The sequence below is a fragment of the Kordia sp. genome, from assembly GCF_965283645.1.
In the GTDB taxonomy this organism is placed as follows: domain Bacteria; phylum Bacteroidota; class Bacteroidia; order Flavobacteriales; family Flavobacteriaceae; genus Kordia.
In genome coordinates this window covers 4,317,728-4,339,004 of the sequence record NZ_CBDIPG010000001.1, presented here as the reverse complement: position 1 = coordinate 4,339,004, position 21,277 = coordinate 4,317,728, and the positions used below count along the sequence as shown (strand labels likewise).

Annotated in this window: 19 protein-coding genes; 6 read left to right on the top strand and 13 right to left on the bottom strand. The window is 33.1% G+C overall.

Annotated features, from left to right (window positions below; genetic code table 11):
* Positions 1-78: 78 nt before the first annotated feature.
* Entirely contained in the window at positions 79-333 is a 255-nt protein-coding gene (locus ACQ654_RS19330; RefSeq protein ID WP_430411988.1) for a hypothetical protein, read from the top strand.
* Positions 334-492: 159 nt separating this feature from the next.
* Here the strand turns inward: ACQ654_RS19330 and ACQ654_RS19325 are convergent, their stop codons facing one another.
* Both ACQ654_RS19325 and ACQ654_RS19320 read right to left on the bottom strand, forming a co-directional pair.
* On the bottom strand, positions 493-1,554 hold the full coding sequence (locus tag ACQ654_RS19325) for a bifunctional transcriptional activator/DNA repair enzyme AdaA (RefSeq protein ID WP_430411987.1): 1,062 nt from the start codon (positions 1,552-1,554) through the stop codon (positions 493-495).
* Between the two features lies 1 nt (position 1,555).
* Positions 1,556-2,317, bottom strand: a complete 762-nt coding sequence (locus ACQ654_RS19320) for an isocitrate lyase/PEP mutase family protein (protein WP_430411986.1) — start codon at positions 2,315-2,317, stop codon at positions 1,556-1,558.
* 232 nt (positions 2,318-2,549) lie between these two features.
* On the opposite strand from ACQ654_RS19320, the gene ACQ654_RS19315 reads away from it, so the two are divergent.
* Positions 2,550-2,798, top strand: coding sequence for a hypothetical protein (locus ACQ654_RS19315; RefSeq protein WP_430411985.1), 249 nt, complete (start codon positions 2,550-2,552; stop codon positions 2,796-2,798).
* A gap of 65 nt (positions 2,799-2,863) precedes the next feature.
* On the opposite strand, the gene ACQ654_RS19310 is transcribed toward ACQ654_RS19315, so the two are convergent.
* On the bottom strand, positions 2,864-3,997 hold the full coding sequence (locus tag ACQ654_RS19310; RefSeq protein WP_430411984.1) for a hypothetical protein: 1,134 nt from the start codon (positions 3,995-3,997) through the stop codon (positions 2,864-2,866).
* A gap of 172 nt (positions 3,998-4,169) precedes the next feature.
* Here ACQ654_RS19310 and ACQ654_RS19305 point away from each other — a divergent pair, with 172 nt between their 5' ends.
* Positions 4,170-10,784, top strand: coding sequence for an MG2 domain-containing protein (locus ACQ654_RS19305; RefSeq protein ID WP_430411983.1), 6,615 nt, complete (start codon positions 4,170-4,172; stop codon positions 10,782-10,784).
* Between the two features lie 102 nt (positions 10,785-10,886).
* Here the strand turns inward: ACQ654_RS19305 and ACQ654_RS19300 are convergent, their stop codons facing one another.
* Both ACQ654_RS19300 and ACQ654_RS19295 read right to left on the bottom strand, forming a co-directional pair.
* Positions 10,887-11,252 (bottom strand): glyoxalase, encoded by a 366-nt coding sequence (locus tag ACQ654_RS19300; RefSeq protein WP_430411982.1) that lies wholly within the window; start codon positions 11,250-11,252, stop codon positions 10,887-10,889.
* A 13-nt stretch (positions 11,253-11,265) separates the two neighbouring features.
* The gene (locus ACQ654_RS19295; RefSeq protein WP_430411981.1) at positions 11,266-11,646 is read right to left on the bottom strand and encodes a hypothetical protein; all 381 of its coding nucleotides are present in this window, start codon (positions 11,644-11,646) and stop codon (positions 11,266-11,268) included.
* Between the two features lie 121 nt (positions 11,647-11,767).
* Here ACQ654_RS19295 and ACQ654_RS19290 point away from each other — a divergent pair, with 121 nt between their 5' ends.
* The gene (locus ACQ654_RS19290) at positions 11,768-12,490 is read left to right on the top strand and encodes a carboxypeptidase-like regulatory domain-containing protein (RefSeq protein ID WP_430411980.1); all 723 of its coding nucleotides are present in this window, start codon (positions 11,768-11,770) and stop codon (positions 12,488-12,490) included.
* Between the two features lie 62 nt (positions 12,491-12,552).
* On the opposite strand, the gene ACQ654_RS19285 is transcribed toward ACQ654_RS19290, so the two are convergent.
* The 5 genes from ACQ654_RS19285 to ACQ654_RS19265 all read right to left on the bottom strand — a co-directional run bounded on the left by ACQ654_RS19285 (position 12,553) and on the right by ACQ654_RS19265 (position 16,798).
* Positions 12,553-13,248 carry a Type 1 glutamine amidotransferase-like domain-containing protein gene (locus ACQ654_RS19285; protein WP_430411979.1) on the bottom strand — a complete coding sequence of 232 codons (696 nt, stop codon included), beginning with the start codon at positions 13,246-13,248 and terminating at the stop codon, positions 12,553-12,555.
* A 117-nt stretch (positions 13,249-13,365) separates the two neighbouring features.
* Positions 13,366-13,767, bottom strand: a complete 402-nt coding sequence (locus tag ACQ654_RS19280) for a hypothetical protein (protein ID WP_430411978.1) — start codon at positions 13,765-13,767, stop codon at positions 13,366-13,368.
* A gap of 109 nt (positions 13,768-13,876) precedes the next feature.
* A complete protein-coding gene (gene obgE, locus ACQ654_RS19275) occupies positions 13,877-14,875 on the bottom strand; it encodes a GTPase ObgE (protein WP_430411977.1) in 999 nt (332 codons plus the stop codon).
* A gap of 20 nt (positions 14,876-14,895) precedes the next feature.
* Positions 14,896-15,702, bottom strand: coding sequence for a DUF3050 domain-containing protein (locus ACQ654_RS19270; RefSeq protein WP_430411976.1), 807 nt, complete (start codon positions 15,700-15,702; stop codon positions 14,896-14,898).
* Positions 15,692-16,798: an adenylate kinase gene (locus ACQ654_RS19265; RefSeq protein WP_430411975.1), complete on the bottom strand. Its 1,107-nt coding sequence runs from the start codon at positions 16,796-16,798 to the stop codon at positions 15,692-15,694. The genes ACQ654_RS19270 and ACQ654_RS19265 overlap by 11 nt, the downstream gene beginning before the upstream one ends.
* 172 nt (positions 16,799-16,970) lie before the next feature.
* Between ACQ654_RS19265 and ACQ654_RS19260 the strand changes: the two genes are divergently transcribed.
* On the top strand, positions 16,971-18,125 hold the full coding sequence (locus ACQ654_RS19260) for a 5-(carboxyamino)imidazole ribonucleotide synthase (RefSeq protein WP_430411974.1): 1,155 nt from the start codon (positions 16,971-16,973) through the stop codon (positions 18,123-18,125).
* A 1-nt stretch (position 18,126) separates the two neighbouring features.
* Positions 18,127-18,612 (top strand): 5-(carboxyamino)imidazole ribonucleotide mutase, encoded by a 486-nt coding sequence (purE, locus tag ACQ654_RS19255; protein ID WP_430411973.1) that lies wholly within the window; start codon positions 18,127-18,129, stop codon positions 18,610-18,612.
* 98 nt (positions 18,613-18,710) lie between these two features.
* On the opposite strand, the gene ACQ654_RS19250 is transcribed toward purE, so the two are convergent.
* From ACQ654_RS19250 to ACQ654_RS19240, 3 genes are all read right to left on the bottom strand, one after another.
* Positions 18,711-19,376, bottom strand: a complete 666-nt coding sequence (locus tag ACQ654_RS19250; RefSeq protein WP_430411972.1) for an SDR family oxidoreductase — start codon at positions 19,374-19,376, stop codon at positions 18,711-18,713.
* Between the two features lie 35 nt (positions 19,377-19,411).
* A complete protein-coding gene (gene hpf, locus ACQ654_RS19245) occupies positions 19,412-19,714 on the bottom strand; it encodes a ribosome hibernation-promoting factor, HPF/YfiA family (protein WP_430411971.1) in 303 nt (100 codons plus the stop codon).
* 737 nt (positions 19,715-20,451) lie between these two features.
* Complete coding sequence (locus ACQ654_RS19240; protein WP_430411970.1) at positions 20,452-21,234, bottom strand: T9SS type A sorting domain-containing protein; 783 nt, start codon at positions 21,232-21,234, stop codon at positions 20,452-20,454.
* Positions 21,235-21,277: the final 43 nt, after the last annotated feature.

Here is a 21,277-nt window from a genome sequence, read left to right as displayed (position 1 = left end):
ACGCAAGATTTAATAAATGCACAATTTTACCATATCAAACAAACCATATCTATTAATCATTTTTAAAAACAATTTATTATGACTATTTCAACTTTAATTTTAGATCCAGGAACAAATGGTACAGCACAAGTAAGACCTAGTAAATACCCTTCACAAGTTATCGTTACTTTTGAACCACAAGGAGACACGCAAGCATTTTATGGTGTTAACGGACAACAGCCCTCAATTCCTTTGCACCCAGGACAAACACCAGTTCTTATAGAAGCTAACACTTTACAGTTACAGTATAAAGTTCTTAGCGGACAAGCAAAACTTCAATGGGAATTAGAATAAATTCAATTTTTATAGAGAACAAGAAGCTATCTAAAAAATGTCATTGCGAATGAAATGAAGCAATCTGTAAAATTTAAGTTATTGATTTACAGGCTACTTCGAAATAAAAAATTTCTTGTAATGACATTAGTATTGACTTTTTAGATAGCTTTTCATTTTTTATAATTGACTTACATGCTTCTGCTCATGTTCCAATAACCAACGCTTTCGCTCAATTCCGCCACTATAGCCTGTAAGGTTTCCATTTTTCCCAATAACTCTATGACATGGAATGATAATCGCAATTCGGTTGCAACCATTTGCCTTTGCGACAGCTCGGACTGCTTTTGGATTGTTTATTTTTTGTGCTTGATTTTGATACGAAGTTGTCATTCCATAATCAATGGTTTGTAATGCTTTCCAAACTTGATTTTGAAAATCGGTGCCAGGTGTTTCTAATTTAATATTGAACTGTGTTCGTGTTCCTTCAAAATACTCAGTCAACTCTGTTTTGACGTGTTGAATGTGTTCGTTTTCACCAATAATAATGTTTGCTTTTAGTAAGCGTTGCAAATCTTTGAATTCTGTTTCAAGCATTTCTCTATCTACAAATTCTAACAAACAAATTCCGTTGTCCGTTGCACATACAAACATTGGTCCTAAAGGTGTTGTAAACCGATGAATAAGAATGATTGTGTTATTGATGCTTTTCTGCGGCGATTTCCCAATGAGTTTTTTATACGTGTAACCAAATCCGCTTAACGATTCGTATCCTGTATCAAATGCCGTATGTGTTGTATTTTTACCTTTTTTCAATTCAATAAATGCATTGTTAATTCGATACATTCGTTGATATGCTTGAAACGTCATTCCGTAGTTTTTCTTAAACCATCTTCGTAGTTTTTCTGGACTTATTTCACGCTCACGAAGTTGAAAGTCTGTTATTTTTTCTTTCGGATTTTCTTTGACGAGTTGAATCGCCGTTTCTATTTCTTCAGGCGTTTCGTTAGCATTTTCGGTAGGTTTGCATATTTTACACGGACGATATCCATTGTCTAACGCTTCTTTAAAAGTTGTGTAAAATTCTACATTTTGAAGTTTTGGTTTTCTCGCTCTGCAAGTTGCAATACAGAATATAGACGTTGTTTTTACTCCAACAAAAAAGATTCCGACGAAGTTTTCTTTTCGTTCTATAAGCGCCTGATAGTATTCCTGTATTTGTTTTGTTTCGGTAATTAACATCTTAAAATATAGAATTGAATGATTGTTGCTTCACGATTTTATTGACCATTTCTTCATAGTGATTGTACATGTTTCCAAATAGAAAATTTCCCATGCTAATCCGTTTTACACCAAGTTGCGTCAAGATATTAAAATTTGAAAGTTTTGGCATACACATCACATTTATTGGCAATCTTGTAGCTTCTGTTAGTTGTTTTATATCAATTTCTTTTTCTAAACAAGGTATAAATATTCCTGAAGCACCAGCTTTTTCATACTGTTGCATTCGCGTTTTTGTTTCTTCCAACACAACATTGGCAACATTTAGTAAAAAAGTATCTGTACGTACATTTATAAAAATGTGTATATTTTCTTTTTGAAGTTGTGTTGTGATTTCTGAAAGTGTTTTTGCAAATAGTACAGAATCTAACAACTGCCGTTTTCCAGCTATAACAATACTGTCTTCTATGTTAATTCCGACAACGCCCAAATTATACAGTTTTTTAATATGTTGTACGATTTCTGTTGGATTACGACTGTAACCAGCTTCTAAATCTACAGACAGTGGGAGTTTTGTGTTTAAAGCAATTCGTTTTACGATGTATTCTAGTTCAGCAAAACTCAGCTCTTCACCGTCATTATATCCTAGCAATGCTGCAATTGCTGCGCTTGACGTTCCGATAGCTTTCGCGTTTAGTTTTTCTGCAACTTTTACGCTTGGCACATCCCAAACATTGTAAATTAATAACGGTTCTTCTTGATTGTACAATTTTTTAAACGCCATTTTTGTATTATTTTACACAAAGAACATATGTTTATATTTGGACAGCAACCGAAAACTGGACATGTATTTTTTAGCAGGAAACAGCTACTATTTACTAGTATGAAAATATAAAAAAACTTCAATATTATTATTTAGATAACTTTTAACTAACATTTACATAACATTTACTTAACTTTGAAGCATCTAAAATAAAGCGATCAAACATACCGTTTGGTTATATAAAATAGTATACATGAGTAAAAATAAAAAGTCTGACGCAAAGAAGAAAGCGTCGAAGAAAAAAGTAAAAAAGTCAGAATCTAAAAAAGCAATTGCTAAAAAAATAGCGAAGAAGAAAGCTAAAAAAGTAGCTGCAAAGAAAAAGGCTAAGAAAGCTGACACGAAAAAAGGTTCTGGAAAAAAGAAACCGAAAAAAGCAAACAAAACACCTAAGACTACTGCTAAGAAAGCAAAAAAGTCTGCTAAGAAGAGTAAAAAATAGTATGTTGTTTTTTACTTATCAGAAAGAGCCGAAATGTGACATTTCGGCTCTTTTTGGTTTTTATGTTAATAGTATTCTATTTCAAAAGTAGTTTCTTTATGAATCATTTTTTCTCCACCATTATAATAATACGATCGTATACTTTTAGGATTTCCTTTTTCATCATACAAATATTCGTATTCAACTTCTAGTTTTTGTAATTGACCATTACCATAAAACTGCAAAATTCCGTTTACTAAATGTAATCGATCATTTTCATCAAATACAATTGTATAACTTTCTTTTTCATCTCCATTTACGACGGCATATGCATTGATTTTGTTTGTTTTGGAATATTGAAATGTTCCCGTTTGTATACTATCTGTTTCGCCTACTTTGGGGAAATCTGAATATTTTTGCTTGTCAATCACAATAGATGAATCGTAATAATCATATAAATAACGTTGGTAAATCGTTTCAAATTTTTGTAACAAATTAACTTTCGAATATGTGTATGTTGTTTTATAAATATCAATGACTTCGCCAAATTTATCATACATAATTTTACTTTTAACACGTCCATTTTCATAGGTGATTCGCTGTAAAAACTTGTCTTCAAACTCGCTTCGCCAAAGTGTGGTAGCTTCATCTTCGTCATTGTATTCTTCCAAAAGTAAACTTTCAAACATTTTAATTTCTACCAATCGATCTTTTGCATCATACACATATGAAATGCTATCATTATTGTTGAAAAACGCCATCAAACGATCATTTTCATACACATACGTGTCATCACCTTTTTCTTCATATTCGTATCCTAAATCTGCGTTTAGTTCACTTTTGATGATTTTCAGAGTTTTATTTCCGTTTGTTTTAATTGTAGCTTTTGGAACTTCTAAATGATTTGTTTCGGTTTTAGAATCTTCAATTCCAAATGAATATGTTCGAACGACCGTTTTATGAAATTTCCCTTCTCTATTGACAAACATCGACGTTTTTTCCAGCGTTAACACATCTAAACCATATTCATATTCTTTAAATGTACGAATCACTTTCTTTACATTTCCCGTGTAGTTTTCAGGATTTGAAATGTTTTCATTGTCTAAATATGTATAGAATGTTTTTTCGGGTGAAGACAAACTAGGCTTGGGAAATACTTGTGCATGTACATTCGCGAAAGCGAAACAACTACACAGAAAATATAAAATCTTTTTTTTCATATAATTTGATTGGAAACTAAGATACTGAAAAGAAAATAGCTTTTGATATTTTTAAAACGATGAACTGTTTCAATTCGTATGTTACCTAATTGAAAATGTACGTTGCCTAATTGCTTGTTGTAGTTAAGTATACGTTTTTGGTTCTTTGCTTCATAAACTAGCACTAAAAATTATGAAAAATCTTTACTTGGTTGGCATTTTTACATTTTTATGTTTTCAAATAAGCGTTGCGCAATATAATTATGAAAAAAAGTGGAAAAAAGTAGAACGTTTGGAATTGGAAGGCAAAGCAAAAGCTGCGAATAAGATTGTCCAAAAAATTTATACTAAAGCTGAAAAAGAACAGAATACAGCACAAATTGTAAAGAGTTTTATTTACAGTTCGAAGTTTTCGCTATTGCTCGATGAAGAAGCCGAACGTTTGGTTTTTGAACGTTTGGAAGTAGCACTGCAACAACAATCGTTTCCTACGAATGCTATTCTTGAAAATATATATGCGAACTTTTTGTTTCAGTATTTTAAGAAACACCAATATAAAATTCGCGCGCGTTCTGCTATTGAAAATGATAGTCTTCCAAGTGATTATCGGGTTTGGGACGCCAAGATGTTTATTGCTAAAATTCATCAACATTTTCAACATTCTATTCAAAAAGAAACTGCATTACAACAGCTTCCTTCAACAAATTATACTGCATTTTTAAAAGGAACAGCTTCCAAAAAAGAACAGCGCCCAACATTGTATGATATTTTAGCACATACTGCCTTAGACTTTTATGATGGTAAGGTTTCTTCACTTAGTGCAAATCAATATGATAAAATAAATAAAGATATTCTTTTTACTGTAGATGCTTCTTTTTTGACATATAATTTTGTGGCAACGTCTTCAAATGAAATTAGCGTAGTAAGTGCATTGCAACTTTTTCAAAAGCTTGAAAAATTACATCAAAATTCTACAGAAGCATATATTCCAGTTGTATTAAAACGCTTAGAGTTTGCAATATGGAAATCTAAAACTCCTTTGCTTCCGCTATATTTAAAAGCGTTGAAAAAATTAGCAAACCGTTATCAGGAACATACACAAGCTGCTTTAATTCAGTATGACATTGCAAATTCATATCTATCAATTTCATCCGGAATTTCACATGAAATGTATCCAAATTATAAGGAATTTAGAGTAAAAGCCCACAAACTTACACAAGAAGTACTGGATAAGTATCCTAATTCGGAAGGCGCTTTGAAGTGTGAATTATTACAAAAAGATATTGAAAAAAGTAGTATTCGTTTACAAATGGAAGCGCATAGTATTCCTAACAGACCTTCGCTTGCCAGTGTATCTTTCAGGAATATTGACACCCTTTTTTTGAAAGCATATCGTGTACCAAATAGATTTTTATATACTGCAAAACATAAAGATCATGATTCAATTATAGCTAGCTATGCGTTAACACACAAACCCGTTTTAACAAAAAACTACGTGCATAAAATTCCTCAAGATTTTTATGCCCATGATTTTGAAATTAGTGTTCCAAAACTTCCTACAGGAAACTATCTCATCACACTATCTGATAAAAATGAAGATTCCGCTGATTCAAAAGTATTTGTATACTCAGAAGTTAAAAAAACAAATCTTGCGATATTTACAACTACGCTCAATTCAGATATTATGTATACGGTTGTAAATAGAGATACAGGAATTCCGATTCATAATGCAAAAATTACTGTTTTTGATGATAAAAAAATCATTAATCAGCATTTACACACAGATTATATTGGAAATGCTATCATTCGTAAACGTGAAGGAAAACGCAAGATTACAGAATATGTAACGTATCAAAACGATACATTATACACGAAAAATACATCGTTAGGTATCAATAATAAAAAAGAAGTAGGAGAAGAAGCAACCGAATGGAAAGCGCGTCCGTTTGTGTTTATGGATAGAAGTATTTACAGACCAGGACAAACTATTTATTTCAAAGGAATTTTGCTACAACAAAAAAATGGCAAAAGTTCCGTGGTGCCAAATGTGTATTGTTCCGTTATTATTGAAGCCGATTATGATGAGATGAAAGAATTTCGCCTAAAAACAAACGAGTTTGGTACGTTTAGCGGTTCTTTTCGTTTGCCAAAAAATGCACCTACAGGCGAATATTCTATAGAAATTGATGAAGATATTGATTTCGAAGAAGATGAACATCCGTTTTGGGATTTTGTAGATTTTGAATCTCATCAACACGAATTTAGAGTAGAAGAATACAAACGTCCGCGTTTTGAAGTTGTCCTAGATAAGTTTGAAGATCATGTTACATTTAATGATTCTATTCATATCAAAGGAACGGCAAAAGCACTGTTGGGAAGTTATGTTTCGGATGCAATTGTAAAATATAAAGTAAAACGGCAAACAAATATTCTATATAACAAAAGAGAAACATATGGCTATTATAGTAGTAATTATGAACTACTAACTGCAACGACCAAAACGGACAAAACGGGTAAATTTACCATTCCATTTGTCGCTTTAGAAAATGATAGCATTGCAAAAGCTGACATTAAATCTTACACATATACGATAGATATTGACATTATTGATATAAATGGTGAAACGCAAACGGCACAAAAAACCATTCAAGTAAGTGAGGATAATTTCAATTTTTATTTAGTTGTCCCCACAACACAAGATTTGAAATCTCCACTAGTTATTGGAATAAATGCGAACGATGTAAACAATGTTCCTGTCTTAGCTTCTGGCGATATAAAAATATACAAACTCAAAAGTCCTGATCGTGTTTTACGCGAACGTCCTTGGTCTTTACCAACAACACAATTAATTCCGAAAGCAGCATTTATTACACAATTTCCACATGAACAATATGAAAAAAGTGAATCGGAACGTCATTGGGAAAAAGGAACGCAAGTTGCACAGTTGGCGTTTAATACCACGAATGACAAATCGATTTCGGTAGATGTAGACACTTGGAAATCTGGAAAATATGCAATTGAAAGTTACGGAATTAACGAACAAAAAGATTCCATACATGTCAAAAAAATAATTACACTAACTGATATAGAAGATCGTTATTTGCCTGATAATGAAATTTTTGACTACACAATTCTTAACAGTGCATTTGCCAAAGATGGTTATATCGCTTTAAAAATTGCAACAGCAATTAAAAATGATACATTGCCTGTGAATGTACACATGTTTTATCAAGAAGGTTTGGTGTACGCTAAAAATTTCAAGATAGATAAAGGTTCTAAAATTGTTCAAATTCCTATCAAACCTACATATAAAGATGAAGTTACAATTCGTTTACAATACACAAAATTCAATAGCTTTTATGAACGAAAATTTAATCTACAACTCTTTTCAGAGAATAAGTTTCTAAATATTGAAACACTAAGTTTTCGAAATAAATTAATGCCTGGACAAAAGGAAACTTGGCGATTTAACATTCTTGATTTAGAGAAAAAAGCGAATCCTACGGAAGTATTGGCTTCAATGTATGATGAGTCATTAGATCAATTTACCACACATGTATGGAATCCAAATATGAGTTCTATCAATTATAATTACTACAGTACGCCAAGGTTTAAAACATCAAACTTTACAACATCAAAATCACGCATTCTTTACAACAAAAATGTATATCTGAATAAGCCAAATTTTGGGCCTCAATTACAATTTGATTGGTTTGGATTAGACTTTAAAAACTCAACATATAAAAACAACTTATATCTAAAACGTTTACAAGAAAAAAAAGAACAGAGAAAAAACGCAACTGGAAATATTACTGGGTATGTTTCTGATGATACAGGTTTGCCATTACCTGGTGCAACTGTTTTAATTAAAGGAACTGAAATAGGAATTACAACTGACTTTGACGGATTGTTTTCAATAAACGTAAAACCTGAAGAAATATTAGTTGTAAGTTATATAGGTTTTAATTCTGAAGAAATACGTGTTGGTTCCAAAAATAACATAAACGTTTCGTTGGAAAGTAACAATGCATTAGGTGAAGTTGTTATTGTTGCATATGGAACTGAACGTCGTTCCAATATTACCTCATCTATTGTTACCATTAATGGACGATCAATTAATATACCTACAGCTTCTATTGAACAAATATTGAGAGGTCAAGCTGCCGGAATTGACATACAAACTTCAAATGGACAATCTGGCGGAAGTGGTACAATTTTATTGCGTGGGCGCAACTCAATTGATGGTTCCGTAGCACCACTATTTATTATTGATGGTGTGCCGATAGATGAAAATACTTTTAAAAATTTAGATCAAAATAATATTACAAGTTTAGACGTTCTTAAAGGTGATTCTGCAACAGCTTTATACGGAAATAGAGGCGCAAATGGCGTAATTATTATTACAACTAAATACGGAACAAAAAAAGAAACCATTGATGGTGTAGACGTTATTGTCGGAATTACTGAAGACGATCTTAATACGGTGGAAACACGAAAAAAATTAGATGAAACCGCTTTCTTTTTTCCACACTTACGAACAGACGCAGAAGGAAATGTAGCCATTGAGTTTGAAGTGCCTGAAGCGTTGACGCGTTGGAAGTTTCAATTGTTAGCACATCAAAAAGATGGTGTATATGGAATGATTGAAAAAAATGCTGTCACACAAAAAGAATTGATGGTTATTCCAAATATGCCGCGTTTTTTACGTGAAAAAGATACGATTGTCATTTCTACGAAAGTGACCAATTTACGTTCAGAAAAAAGCAAAGGAATTGCTTCACTCCGATTGTTTAATGCGTTAAACATGAAATCTATTGATGCGCAACTTCACTTAGAAAACAAAAACAAAGCATTTACAATTGACGCAAAAGGAAACACAACGGTTTCATGGAAATTGTACATTCCGGAAGGCTTGGATGCCATTCAATATAGAGTGATCGCTAAAGCGGGAAATTTCTCAGACGGAGAAGAAAGTGCGTTGCCTGTATTAAAAAATAGTATATTAATTACAGAAGCAAAACCAATTTGGGTAAAAGCTGGAGAAGCAACAGAAGTTACGTTTAGCAAGCTTGCCAACAACAAAAGTAAAAGTTTAAAGCAACACAAATTAACATTGGAATATACTTCAAATCCAACATGGAATGCCATTCAATCATTACCGTATTTATTAGAATATCCGTATGAATGTGCCGAACAAACCTTTGCACGCTTGTATGCAAACTTATTAGCAACGCATATTTTACAAAGTTCGCCAAAAATTATAGAAGTATTTGAATCATGGAAAGCAAATGGCGCGTTAATCTCTGATTTAGAAAAGAATTCAGAGTTAAAAACCCTATTGATTCAGGAAACACCTTGGGTTCGTGATGCCGCTTCTGAAACCGAAAAGAAACAACGTTTGTTACAATTATTTGATGCTGATGCACTTGAAAATCAATTCATGGAAATTGTTATTAAACTAGACGATTTACAAAAATCATCTGGTGGATTTCCATGGTTTTCAGGTGGAAATGAAAATATATACATGACACTTCACATCTTGAATTCATATGCGCATTTACAAAAATTGAATGTGGAAGCGTTGGAAAATAGATCATTCAATTTTATGATTAAAAAAGCCGTCAACTACATAGATGAACAATTTTTCAAAACATATATTCATCATTCTAAAAACCCAGCAAATGTTTATTATGAAGGACAAATTCAATATTTACATGTTCGTAGTTCATTTGCACAAGAATTTAAACCTTCAAAAGATGTTCAGAAAGCAATTGCGTTTTACACCAAAGGTTTAGAAAATAATTGGTTGACTTTATCCATAGAGAAAAAAGCCCAATTGGCAACTGCATTACATCGTTTTGGGAATACAAATATTGCTAAAAAAATTATGACGTCGTTAGCCGAAACTGCCGTAACATCTGAAGAAAACGGAATGTATTGGAAAGCTGTTACAGAAAGGCGTTCGTATACTTCGCATGCTGTGGAAGTGCAAGCGTTGCTCATTGAAGCGTTTTCAGAAATTACAAAAGATGACAAAATCGTTGGAGAATTACAATTGTGGTTGTTGCAACAAAAACAAACCTCACAATGGGCAACTACAAAAGCAACAACAGAAGCAATTTATGCCTTGTTGCTACATCCAAAAGAATTTATTTCAATCAAAGACAATACAGTTTTCACTATCGGAACGGAAAAAATTAAGACAAAACAACTTAATGAAGCTGAAAAAGAAGCTGGTACAGGATATCTAAAAATGTCATGGAACAAAGATGAAACAACTAAAGAAAAAGCGACGATAAAGATTCAAAACAATAGTAAAACTGTTGGATATGGCGGCGTGTATTGGCAATATTTTGAAGAATTAGACAACATAATTCAAAATGATGAATCGCCTTTACAAGTAACAAAAGAGTTATATACTAAAAAAGTTGTTGGTTCTAAAAAAACCTTAGTTCCGTTGGCAAAACGTTCGTTACAAATTGGCGATTTAATTACTGTCCGATTGACAATTAAAAATAAAAAAGACATCGAGTTTATACATTTAAAAGATATGCGCGCGGCTGGTTTGGAACCAACAAATGTATTATCTGAATACAAATGGCAAGATGGAGTTGGGTATTTTGAAAGCACACGTGATGCAAGTACAAACTTCTTTTTTGATAAAATTCCAGCAGGTGTTTTTATTCTCGAATATGAAGTTCGCGTGAATAATGTAGGTGATTTTTCAAACGGAATTACAACAATTGAAAGTATGTATGCGCCTGAATTTAGAAGTCACACCAAAGGTATTCGTATCAAAGTGAAATAGTAATGAACAAATTTAAACTTCGACTCCGCTCAGTTTGCTTTTCTTGAGTTGCACTATTGAGCGAAGTCGAAATGTTGGATTGCTATAAAGTACAATCAACTACTAACGTGTAAACTCGCCAATATGCCATAAAATTCCTGACGGATCGTAGATGAAAAACTCGTTTCCCCAATCGTTGTAAACGATTTCTTTGAGTCGCACATTTTCGTATTTCTTGTCTAGTTGTAACGATTTTATATGCTCAAAATGTTTTTGCAAATCGCTTACTTCTATAAAAACCATTGAATTGTTAACCCAATCTTTCACATATGCATCTTGAAGATAAAAACCGAAATTTCCCATTTGGAAATACGACATTTTTGGAAAAATAATAATTTCTTCAAAACCTAAGTCCTGATAGAAGTTTCTAGAAACTTCATAATTTTTTGCGCCAATAAAAGTTCGAATAGATTTTATGTTATACTTCATGATTTATTTATTTTTATCCTAATTTCAATTTTTCACCTGTTTCAATCAAACGAATGGCTTCATGTTGTTCAATATGTCCAATTTTAATACCTGGACTTGACGTTCTTGGTTTTGTTCCATCGCCATACGTAGTATTTCCATACATGAATAAAATTCCAAACTTTGTATCATCTGTTTGCGAACGCCAATACACCACATCACCAACGTCAAAAATTTCGCGTTCTTGTCCATTGAATGGAATGTCCAATTCGTATTGATAAAAAAATACTTCTCCTTGAATATGTGTTGCAATTCCTTCTAGCAAAGTATAGTTTTTTATCCGATCAATAATTCCACACGATTCATCCCAAATAATTTCAAGTGTTGTCGTTGCTGTTTGTAGTATGTGTTGCATAAAAAGTTGTCGTTTTTTAAAAAGATATGTTTCACTCACTCAAAAGCGCTGTTCACGAATTCGTCGTTTTATAAAGTATCAAGATACGGTAGATTTGGATTCTAATCAAACAAAAATTATTATGAAACCAATGTTACTATTTTGCGTATTCTTTAGTCTGTCATTTAATTGCTTTGCGCAAACCAACACGGTTTCAGGAATTGTGTATGATGCAGATAAAAATATACTTCCAAACGCAAACGTGATTGTCAAAAATACAACGAAAGGAAAAATTACAAACGCACAGGGAACATTTACGCTTGACGTAATTCCTGAAAACATCTTAGTCATTTCTTATCTAGGATTTGAAACTAAAGAAGTTGTCGTTGGTGATCAAAAACATATTCAAATTGTATTAGAACAAGATTTTGATGAATTAGAGACTATCACTTTAACACTAAACAAACTTGTAACATGCAGAAAAGTAATATCTAAAGGAAGTAATAATTACGATTATTTCATAATGTGTAGAATGGTTGAAGATGAGGATGAAGAAAGTAAATGTATATACACCGTAAAAGGAATCGAAATACATGCTGAAAAAGCAATTGAAGAAAAAGCAATACCGAGGCTTTTCCCAAATCCTTCTGCAAACGGTTTATTTCAGCTACAGCTTGATAAAACATATGATCGTCTTACTGTAGAAGTTTTTAACATGAACGGACAATTGATTCAAACCAATACACATACAAAACTTTCTAAAATTCCACAAATTGATATCTCAACACAACCAAAAGGAATCTATTTGATTCGTACTATTGTAGATGGAGTTGTGTTGGAAACTAAGAAAGCGATTAAGTCATAAATGTTGAATGCCGTTTACATCACATTTCGACTCCGCTCAATGTTCGCTAAGAATGAAAAATACTAAGAAAAAACCTCCGATTCCAAACGTTCTTCAATAACTTCATCATCTTTTTTGTAAACGAAATATGAATGATTTTCTTCGTCTAAAGACATCACTTTCGTTACTTTTCCGTTTTCGAATACAATTCCTGACAAGTCATCGCACGCGTAACCATCGGTTAAAATTTCGTTGGCAATATTATGATGAAATAACGGACGACGTGACGGATCGGAATGGTAATGTGGACAGTTACTGAATGGTAAAAAGTTGAAACCTGCTACAAACGTAAGTTCTTTAGGTCTAGAATCTGAAAATCCACCATTGAACCAACATATAGATCCTGCACTTCCGCCAGCCAATACAATTCCTTTGTCGTATGCTTTTTTGAACACAGTATCAAGTTCATGTGCTTTTAGTAAGGTCATCAAGTTTAAGGTATTTCCGCCACCAACAATAATGGCGTCCATTTCCAATAATAGATCTTCAAAAGCCCAATCTTGCGAACTGGTACTAATCCAAACTTTCAATACATGCGGCTCTACTTCTAAATCGTGACATAACTCATACCAATAATTTATGTACCAAAGTGCGTCACCTGTTGCGGTTGGCAAAAAGCAAATGCGTGGTTTTTTCTTTCCTGTGAGTTTGGCTGTATATTCTACAAATCCTTTATTGACTTGTCCGCCGTAGACGAATAATGTTGGTGTTGAGTTCATTTAGTTGGTATTATTTAGTTGTTTATTGTCTAAAAAAATAATTTAAAATTAAACATTTGGCATTTATAATTTCTTATCATTTTCCACTAGTTCAGTCTTTAAGCAGAAAGATCTGTATTAATTCTGATGCCTCACATTTTCTTTATGAAATAGGTTTTTTCGGAATTCTGTTGGTTTTTTATCATTCAGTAATTTCAGCTTTCCTGCTAATTTGATAAGTTCTTGAAAGTGTTTTTCACGTTGTTCGTATTGCGCGTTGTTTACATATGTTGTAATCAACATGAGATGAAAAGGCGCTTCTTCAGAATACACGGTTTCCATGATTTCAAAAGAAGCTATATAGTTTTTCTTAATCGCCATTTGACGTAGTATTTTCCAGTTATGCTGGTAATAATACATAGCTTCTGCTTTGTTTCCATCTATAATTTGAACAAAATCAACGGTAGAGATGCGTTCGTTTTTTTGTGCAAACGAAAGTTGTGAGAAAATTATAAAAAGGAGGAAAAGTACTTTTTTCATGTTAATTGATTGTAAATAGTTAATGTATATTCATTAAGTATTATAAAGGTATAAAGTGCGTCATTCTGAAAAAAAGATACAAAAAAAGTGACTCTAAAGTCACTTCTTATTAGTTGTTTAACATTTCCCAGAGTTTATCTTTGAGTTCCATGATACCTTGTTGGGCAACAGAAGAGATAAACATGAACGGAATATTTAAGTCTCGCTTGAGTTCTACGCTCATTTCTTCCATCAGTTCATCGTCTAGCATGTCTGACTTAGAAATTGCAATGAAACGCTCTTTATCTAGCAATTCAGGATTGTATTTTTGAAGTTCATTCAATAGAATGTCGTATTCTTTTGAAATATCAGCACTATCTGCAGGAATTAAAAATAGTAAGGTTGAGTTACGCTCAATGTGTCGTAAGAAATAATGCCCCAAACCTTTTCCTTCGGAAGCACCTTCAATAATTCCTGGAATGTCTGCCATGACAAACGATCTGTAATCTCTGTATTCTACAATTCCTAAATTTGGTTTTAGTGTTGTAAACTCGTAATTACCAATTTTCGGTTTTGCCGAAGTAATTACAGAAAGTAAGGTTGATTTTCCAGCATTTGGAAATCCTACCAAACCAACATCTGCTAATACTTTTAATTCTAATAGAATATCTTTTTCTTCACCCGGAATTCCAGGTTGTGCATAGCGTGGTGTTTGATTTGTTGACGATTTGAAATGCCAGTTTCCGCGTCCACCTTTTCCACCTTCAGCAATGATACGTTCTTCATCATGTGCCGTGATTTCAAAAATGATTTCATTGGTTTCTGTATCACGTACTACAGTTCCTAACGGAACATCTAAATATACATCTTGTCCGTCTGCTCCTGTGCTTCTATTTCCACTACCATGACTTCCATGTTCAGCTTTGTGATGCCTTTTCAGTTTGAAATGGTAAAGTGTCCAAAGGTTTTGATTTCCTCTGAGGATAATATGTCCGCCACGTCCGCCATCGCCGCCATCAGGTCCGCCTTTAGCGTTGTATTTTTCACGTAATAAATGCATAGATCCTTTTCCTCCGTTTCCAGAAGTTATGTGCATTTTTACATAATCTACAAAATTTCCATCTGTCATTGTATCATTATTTTAGTTCGCTACACAAGTTCATGTTGCGAAAATACTTCTATTTTGTCTTCAATTGCTGTCCAAAGTGCAATTCTGTGTTGTAATGCTTGCTTGCTTACCGCGATACAATCTTCCCATTTCTGAGAGTCAGTACCACACAATTCTTGTATCATTTGTAACGCTAATGGTCCATGTTCATCTCCATCAAGCTCAATATGTCTTTCTAAATAATAGATAAACTTATCCAAATTTACATCGATACTTTTTTGATCTATTCCTTTGACCATTTCCAAAAACATATTTGGAATTAAATCTTCTCGACCAAACGTAAATACTGCCGCAATTTTATGTACTTCTTTTGTATTAATTATGGCAAATGTAAAATTCACAAAATCTTGTACAGCTTTTGGTGCATTTACCGCGATCAAACTTTCAGCGACACTTTTACCTTTTGAAATATATGCAATGCATTCTGAAATCATTTCTGTATTTGCTTCAGAAGCTTCCATAGCTTCTACATACATTTCATAATGACTTAATGGTTTTCCATCTTTGTCAATATCGCTTTCTTCACCAAAAACAATTTCGTTGATAAATCGTCTTGTGACTGGATTCCCTTTTGGAATCCAAGGTAATTCTGTTTGTGTTAAGTGTATTTGCAATGCTTTTAATAGTGACATAAAATCAAATACAGCAAACACATGATGTTCCATAAATGTATTCAACGCATGTACAGAATTCACTTTATTATATAAAGAATGTGCCACTATTTGTTGTTGTAGTGGCGCCAATTCTTGTTGTAAGTTTTGTATGTATAATTGAGAATTATAATGCATCAATAACCTTGCTTAAACGTACTGTAATTTCTTCAATAGTTCCAATACCATTTACGCTATAAAATTTGTTTTGCGCTTTGTAATAATTGATTAATGGAGCTGTTTTTTGATTGTACTCATCAAAACGATTTCTAATTTTATCTTCATCTTGGTCATCTACACGCTTGCTTTCTTTTCCTCGTTCTAACAAACGTTGAATTAAGATTTCGTCATCAGCTTCTAAAGCAATTGTAGCAGAAATTGTCCACTCTTTTGTTGCTAAAAACGCATCTAATGCTTCTGATTGTGCCGTAGTTCTTGGAAAACCGTCAAATATAAATCCTTTTGCTTCAGGATTTTTCTCCACTTCCGCTTGTAACATATTAATGGTAACTTCATCAGGAACTAAATCGCCTTTGTCCATATATGACTTGGCTAACAGCCCTAATTCTGTTCCGTTTTTAATATTGTATCTAAATACATCTCCTGTAGAAATATGAACTAAATCATACTTTTCTTTTAAGAAGTTTGCTTGTGTTCCTTTTCCAGCGCCTGGCTTTCCAAATAAAATTAAATTAATCATGTTGTGTGTGTGTAGTTGATAAACTTCGGGTAAGTTTCTTCCTAATTCGTCATAATCCAAACCGTAACCTACGATGAATTCATTAGGAATTTCCATTCCGATATAATCTATGTTGTGTTGTTTTTGATATGCTTCAGGCTTAAAAAATAACGTTCCAATTTTGAATTGTTTTACTTTTTTTGCTTTGAATATTTTGTGTAATTCGTCTAAGGTATTCCCCGTATCAATGATATCTTCTAATACAACAACGGTTCTTCCTTCAATGTCTTGAGATAAGCCAATGAGTTCTTTGATGTCTCCTGTAGAAGAAGTTCCGTGATAAGAAGCTAGTTTGATGAAACTCATTTCGCATGGAAATGGATACGCCTTCATAAAATCGGAGAAAAACATAAAAACGCCGTTCAAAATTCCGATGAAAATTGGTTGTTCACCTTTGAGGTCGTCAGCTATCTCTGAGGACATTCTAGCGACAGCTTCCTGAATTTGCGCTTCAGTAATGAATTTCTTGAAATATTTGTCGTGTAATTTAATCACGGTTTGAATGCGTTTTTGGAATAAAAATTTCTTTTATCCGTTGATATTTCATTAAAAATGACACTTTTTATCATTTTGAAAGGTGCAAAGATACAAATTGATTTATGAATAACGTTTTACGAGTTTACTTTTACCATTTTAGATTTGTACTTTTGTGTAAAATATGAAATCCATGAATTATTTTTCCTCCAATTTTAAACTAGGAATTCTCGGTGGCGGTCAATTAGGCAAAATGCTACTGTATACAACTCGAAAGTTTGACATTTACACAAAAGTGCTTGATCCAAGCGCAGAAGCACCTTGTAAAATAGCGTGTAATGATTTTCATCAAGGTGATTTGATGGACTTTGATACGGTGTATAATTTTGGTAAGAATGTAGATGTATTGACGTTTGAAATAGAACTTGTAAATGTAGATGCTTTAGAGAAGCTTGAAGATGAAGGTGTGCATGTATATCCGTCTGCAAAAACATTGCGAACAATTCAGAATAAAGGAGTTCAGAAGCTTTTTTATCAAAAACATGAAATTCCGACAGCGCCATTTTCAATTTACATGTCGTTGGAAGAATTGATTCATGGTGTAGAAAACGAAGTAATTTCAATTCCTTTTGTTTGGAAAAGCACACAGTTTGGGTATGATGGAACTGGCGTAAAAGTAGTTCGTTCATTGGAAGATTTAGGAAATTTACCGAATGTAGAATGTATGTGCGAGCAATTGATCGATTTTAAGAATGAACTCGCCGTAATTGTTGCCCGAAATGTTTCAGGCGAAATGAAAACGTATCCTGTGGTAGAAATGGAGTTTCATCCAGAAGCCAATCAGGTTGAGTATGTAATTTGTCCAGCAAGAATTTCTGAGGACATTCAAGCGAAAGCGAAAAAAGTAGCGTTACAAGTGTCCGAAGCAATACAACATACAGGAATTTTGGCAGTAGAACTTTTTCAAACACAAGACGATGAAATTATTGTGAATGAAGTTGCTCCAAGACCACACAATAGTGGCCATTATAGTATTGAAGCGAGTTATACATGCCAGTTTGAACAACATATCCGTGCAATTTTAGATTTACCTTTAGGAAATACAGCTAGTAAAGTTGCTGGAATTATGGTAAATTTAGTTGGCGCCGAGAATCATACTGGTGATGTTGTGTATGAGAATATTGAAAAAATCATGCAAATGGAAGGCGTGACACCACATATTTATGGAAAGAAACAAACACGTCCGTTTCGCAAGATGGGACATGTAACTATTGTGGATGAAAATGTTGCCGAAGCTCGAAAAGTAGCGGCAAAAGTGAAACAAACAATCAACGTAATTAGTAAGTAATATGGCAAAAGTGGGAATTATTATGGGAAGTACAAGTGATCTTCCTGTGATGCAAGAAGCAATTGATATTTTGAACGGTTTTGATATTGAAATTGAAGTAGATATTGTTTCTGCACACAGAACTCCTGAGAAGTTATTTGATTATGGTAAAAACGCACACACACGAGGAATTAGCGTTGTTATTGCTGGTGCTGGTGGCGCGGCGCATTTACCTGGCATGGTAGCTTCTTTGTCTCCGTTGCCAGTAATTGGCGTTCCAGTAAAATCGAGAAATTCTATTGATGGTTGGGATTCTATTTTGTCTATTTTACAGATGCCTGGCGGCGTTCCTGTAGCAACAGTAGCCTTGGATGGCGCTAAGAATGCTGGAATTTTAGCCGCACAAATTATTGGAACTTCTGATGCATGCGTATTGGACAAAATTTTAGTGTATAAAGAAGGTTTGAAACAAAAAGTGATCGAAGGCGCAAAGAAAGTTTCTGAATAAACTTTCGCAACTTTGAAACGAATTTATATAGAAAAACCGCTACAATTGTACAATTGTGGCGGTTTTTCAGTTATTATAGTTGAAGTGGGAATGTAAATTTATTTTACTATATATTCATCTGCTTTGGAAACTTTACTCATTTCGTCTGCAATTAATGATTCTCCTTTGAGTATTTCAAAAGTTCTGTTGTGTGCGGCATTGTCATGTAAAGATCTTACTAAAGTTTGCGCAACATCATCACGACTTATTTCGCCAGAACGATCTAAGTGATCGCCTAATTTTATTTTTCCTAATCCTGCCTCATTTGTCAGCGTTCCTGGACGTACAATGGCATAGTTTAGCGTACTAATTCGCAAATAATCATCTGCGTTCGCTTTCGCCTGCATATATTCTTTCATATCTCCTGCTTGTTCTGGCTGATCTGCGCCCATTGAACTCAGCATTACGAATTTCTTTACGCGTTCTTTCTTTCCAGCATCGATCAATCTTTTTGCTCCTTCTTGATCTACAGTAATTACTTTTTTACCATTAGATCCAGCCGCAAATACAATTTTATCTACGTTTTTCACCGTATTTGATAGATCTTGTTCTAGATCACCTAATACAGTTTCAATATTTTTTTGTTCAAATTGTGCTTTTTGCTCTTCTTTTCGCACCATTGCAATCGGATTGAAATATTGCGATTGTTTTAATAAGTTTATAACTTTTTTTCCTGTGTTTCCAGTTGCTCCAGCAACTAATATATTTTCTTTATTCTGTTTCATAGTGTTTCTTTTTTTTTCTTTTTTGTGAGTGGTTTTTAATAATTTATCATTTTTTCTTTGCGCTTGCGTAATTGACGTTCCAAGTCGTTTATTGATTCCGAGATTGAGTCTCTAAAGTTAGAATGACTTGCTTCTGCAAACAATCGAGGTCCAGGAAGACTTAAACGTATGTTGCATATCATTCCTGTTTCGTCTGAAGTTGTATTTTCTGTTTTAAAAAATACATCTGCTCTAATGACCATTTGATATTTTTCAACAAGTTTGTTTATTTTTTCTGTTGCGAAATTTTCTAAAGCTTCGCTTGCTGTTACATTGTGATATTCAAAAATTATTTCCATATATTTTTTTTAAAGATTCATATTTTATGCTCGTGGAAGCATTTTATCAAATATAATTCCTACACATTAGTTGTGTTAGCTCATACGATGTTATCATGAACTCATTTAAAAACGGCATTGATTATTAGCACTTTATATGAAGCTTACTTTTATTACTGAATCACTATATACAAAAGTATACGCGCTATTGAAGAAGATATAGGCGGTGGTTATAACAGAAAAAGCCGCTTCGAAAAGCGACTTTTTTGTACCATACAAACTATTAAAAATAAAACTAACCTACCATATTATTAATCATTTTTTACCCCAAAACATGTTTGGATAAATAAGTTTGTAATGATGCTTCAAATGTATTGTATTGCTTATTATTTGTACTTTTGAAACTACATTTAATTCGTTTTCTCGTTTAAATGCATCAACTATTCGATGAAAGTCATTTCTTCTCACTTAATACCTATTTTACTTTATATATTAAAAGTAAAAACCCTCCAAACATTTGTTTAAAGGGTTTACATCAACCAATCCATTTTAATTACTATACAGTTAATAGGGCTATCAACATTGTATCCATGCTTCAAGTAGGTTACATATATTTTATAATTATGAAAAAAATTATCTCTACTAAATCAACGAAGCAAAATTCTTAATTATCTAGTAATTCGAAGAATGACAAAATACATTTCTATTCCAAATCGATGAAATGCATTGATAACCGATATGATGAGTTATAGCATAGTTTATTTTACAATTTTCTTGATACTTACAGTTCCTGAAGTGTCTGTGCAACGTAAAATATAGATGCCGCGGGCTACATTTTTTGCCGTTATTTTGTTTTTAAAGTCAGTAGTAAATACAGATTTACCAGTCATACTAAAGAGTTCTACCCTATTAAAATTGTTTTTTTGTGTGTGAATGGTAAGTATGTCATTTGCAAAATATGCATGTACATTTGTAGTGTTGTTGTTGATATCTTTAATGCTTAATGAAGCACGACGATCTAATTTCAGAAAGAAACGATCATTGAATTCGCCAATGGTTCCTGCAAACGAATAGGTAGTTTGGCGTAAATCTGTAAATAATCCTTCATATCTATCTTCTAAAATGATATCAAAAGTTGGATCTAAAAATTCGGCATCAATTGATATGCTGTAAGTTTCGTTTGTGGTAAGTTCGTATCCTAAAGGAACTTCTACATCAACAGTTGTTAGTGCTGGCAATGCTTGAATTGAAAGTTTCGTATTTCCAAGCATTGAATAGAATTCTAAGACAGCACCATCATTTATAAAATTTCCATCAAATCCTTCATCAAAATTGATCGTTCCACCAGGAATGAACCCTAAAAGAATCGTCATAAAAGAACCGTTTCCTGCTAATCGTAATGAGAGTCGTCCATCGGTTTGATCATCTTCTGGAGTGATGAGTTGGTTCGTGTTTTCATCTATTTGTGACCAATTTTGTCCGTATGTTGTAGATACAGAAATGCCAATAAATAGCAGTAGTAGGGTTAATTTTGTTTTCATGGCTATGGGGTTTGATTATTTTAAAATCAATAGGCTCATGCAA

Bases quoted from the DNA above. Each gene is read 5' to 3' on its own strand.
- ACQ654_RS19330 (WP_430411988.1), top strand. From the start codon at position 79: ATGACTATTTCAACTTTAATTTTAGATCCAGGAACAAATGGTACAGCA.
- ACQ654_RS19300 (WP_430411982.1), bottom strand. From the start codon at position 11,252: ATGAAGTATAACATAAAATCTATTCGAACTTTTATTGGCGCAAAAAAT.
- obgE (WP_430411977.1), bottom strand. From the start codon at position 14,875: ATGACAGATGGAAATTTTGTAGATTATGTAAAAATGCACATAACTTCT.
- ACQ654_RS19240 (WP_430411970.1), bottom strand. From the start codon at position 21,234: ATGAAAACAAAATTAACCCTACTACTGCTATTTATTGGCATTTCTGTA.
- ACQ654_RS19305 (WP_430411983.1), top strand. From the start codon at position 4,170: ATGAAAAATCTTTACTTGGTTGGCATTTTTACATTTTTATGTTTTCAA.
- ACQ654_RS19325 (WP_430411987.1), bottom strand. From the start codon at position 1,554: ATGTTAATTACCGAAACAAAACAAATACAGGAATACTATCAGGCGCTT.
- ACQ654_RS19315 (WP_430411985.1), top strand. From the start codon at position 2,550: ATGAGTAAAAATAAAAAGTCTGACGCAAAGAAGAAAGCGTCGAAGAAA.
- ACQ654_RS19295 (WP_430411981.1), bottom strand. From the start codon at position 11,646: ATGCAACACATACTACAAACAGCAACGACAACACTTGAAATTATTTGG.
- ACQ654_RS19290 (WP_430411980.1), top strand. From the start codon at position 11,768: ATGAAACCAATGTTACTATTTTGCGTATTCTTTAGTCTGTCATTTAAT.
- ACQ654_RS19280 (WP_430411978.1), bottom strand. From the start codon at position 13,767: ATGAAAAAAGTACTTTTCCTCCTTTTTATAATTTTCTCACAACTTTCG.
- purE (WP_430411973.1), top strand. From the start codon at position 18,127: ATGGCAAAAGTGGGAATTATTATGGGAAGTACAAGTGATCTTCCTGTG.
- ACQ654_RS19250 (WP_430411972.1), bottom strand. From the start codon at position 19,376: ATGAAACAGAATAAAGAAAATATATTAGTTGCTGGAGCAACTGGAAAC.
- ACQ654_RS19310 (WP_430411984.1), bottom strand. From the start codon at position 3,997: ATGAAAAAAAAGATTTTATATTTTCTGTGTAGTTGTTTCGCTTTCGCG.
- hpf (WP_430411971.1), bottom strand. From the start codon at position 19,714: ATGGAAATAATTTTTGAATATCACAATGTAACAGCAAGCGAAGCTTTA.
- ACQ654_RS19270 (WP_430411976.1), bottom strand. From the start codon at position 15,702: ATGCATTATAATTCTCAATTATACATACAAAACTTACAACAAGAATTG.
- ACQ654_RS19260 (WP_430411974.1), top strand. From the start codon at position 16,971: ATGAATTATTTTTCCTCCAATTTTAAACTAGGAATTCTCGGTGGCGGT.
- ACQ654_RS19285 (WP_430411979.1), bottom strand. From the start codon at position 13,248: ATGAACTCAACACCAACATTATTCGTCTACGGCGGACAAGTCAATAAA.
- ACQ654_RS19320 (WP_430411986.1), bottom strand. From the start codon at position 2,317: ATGGCGTTTAAAAAATTGTACAATCAAGAAGAACCGTTATTAATTTAC.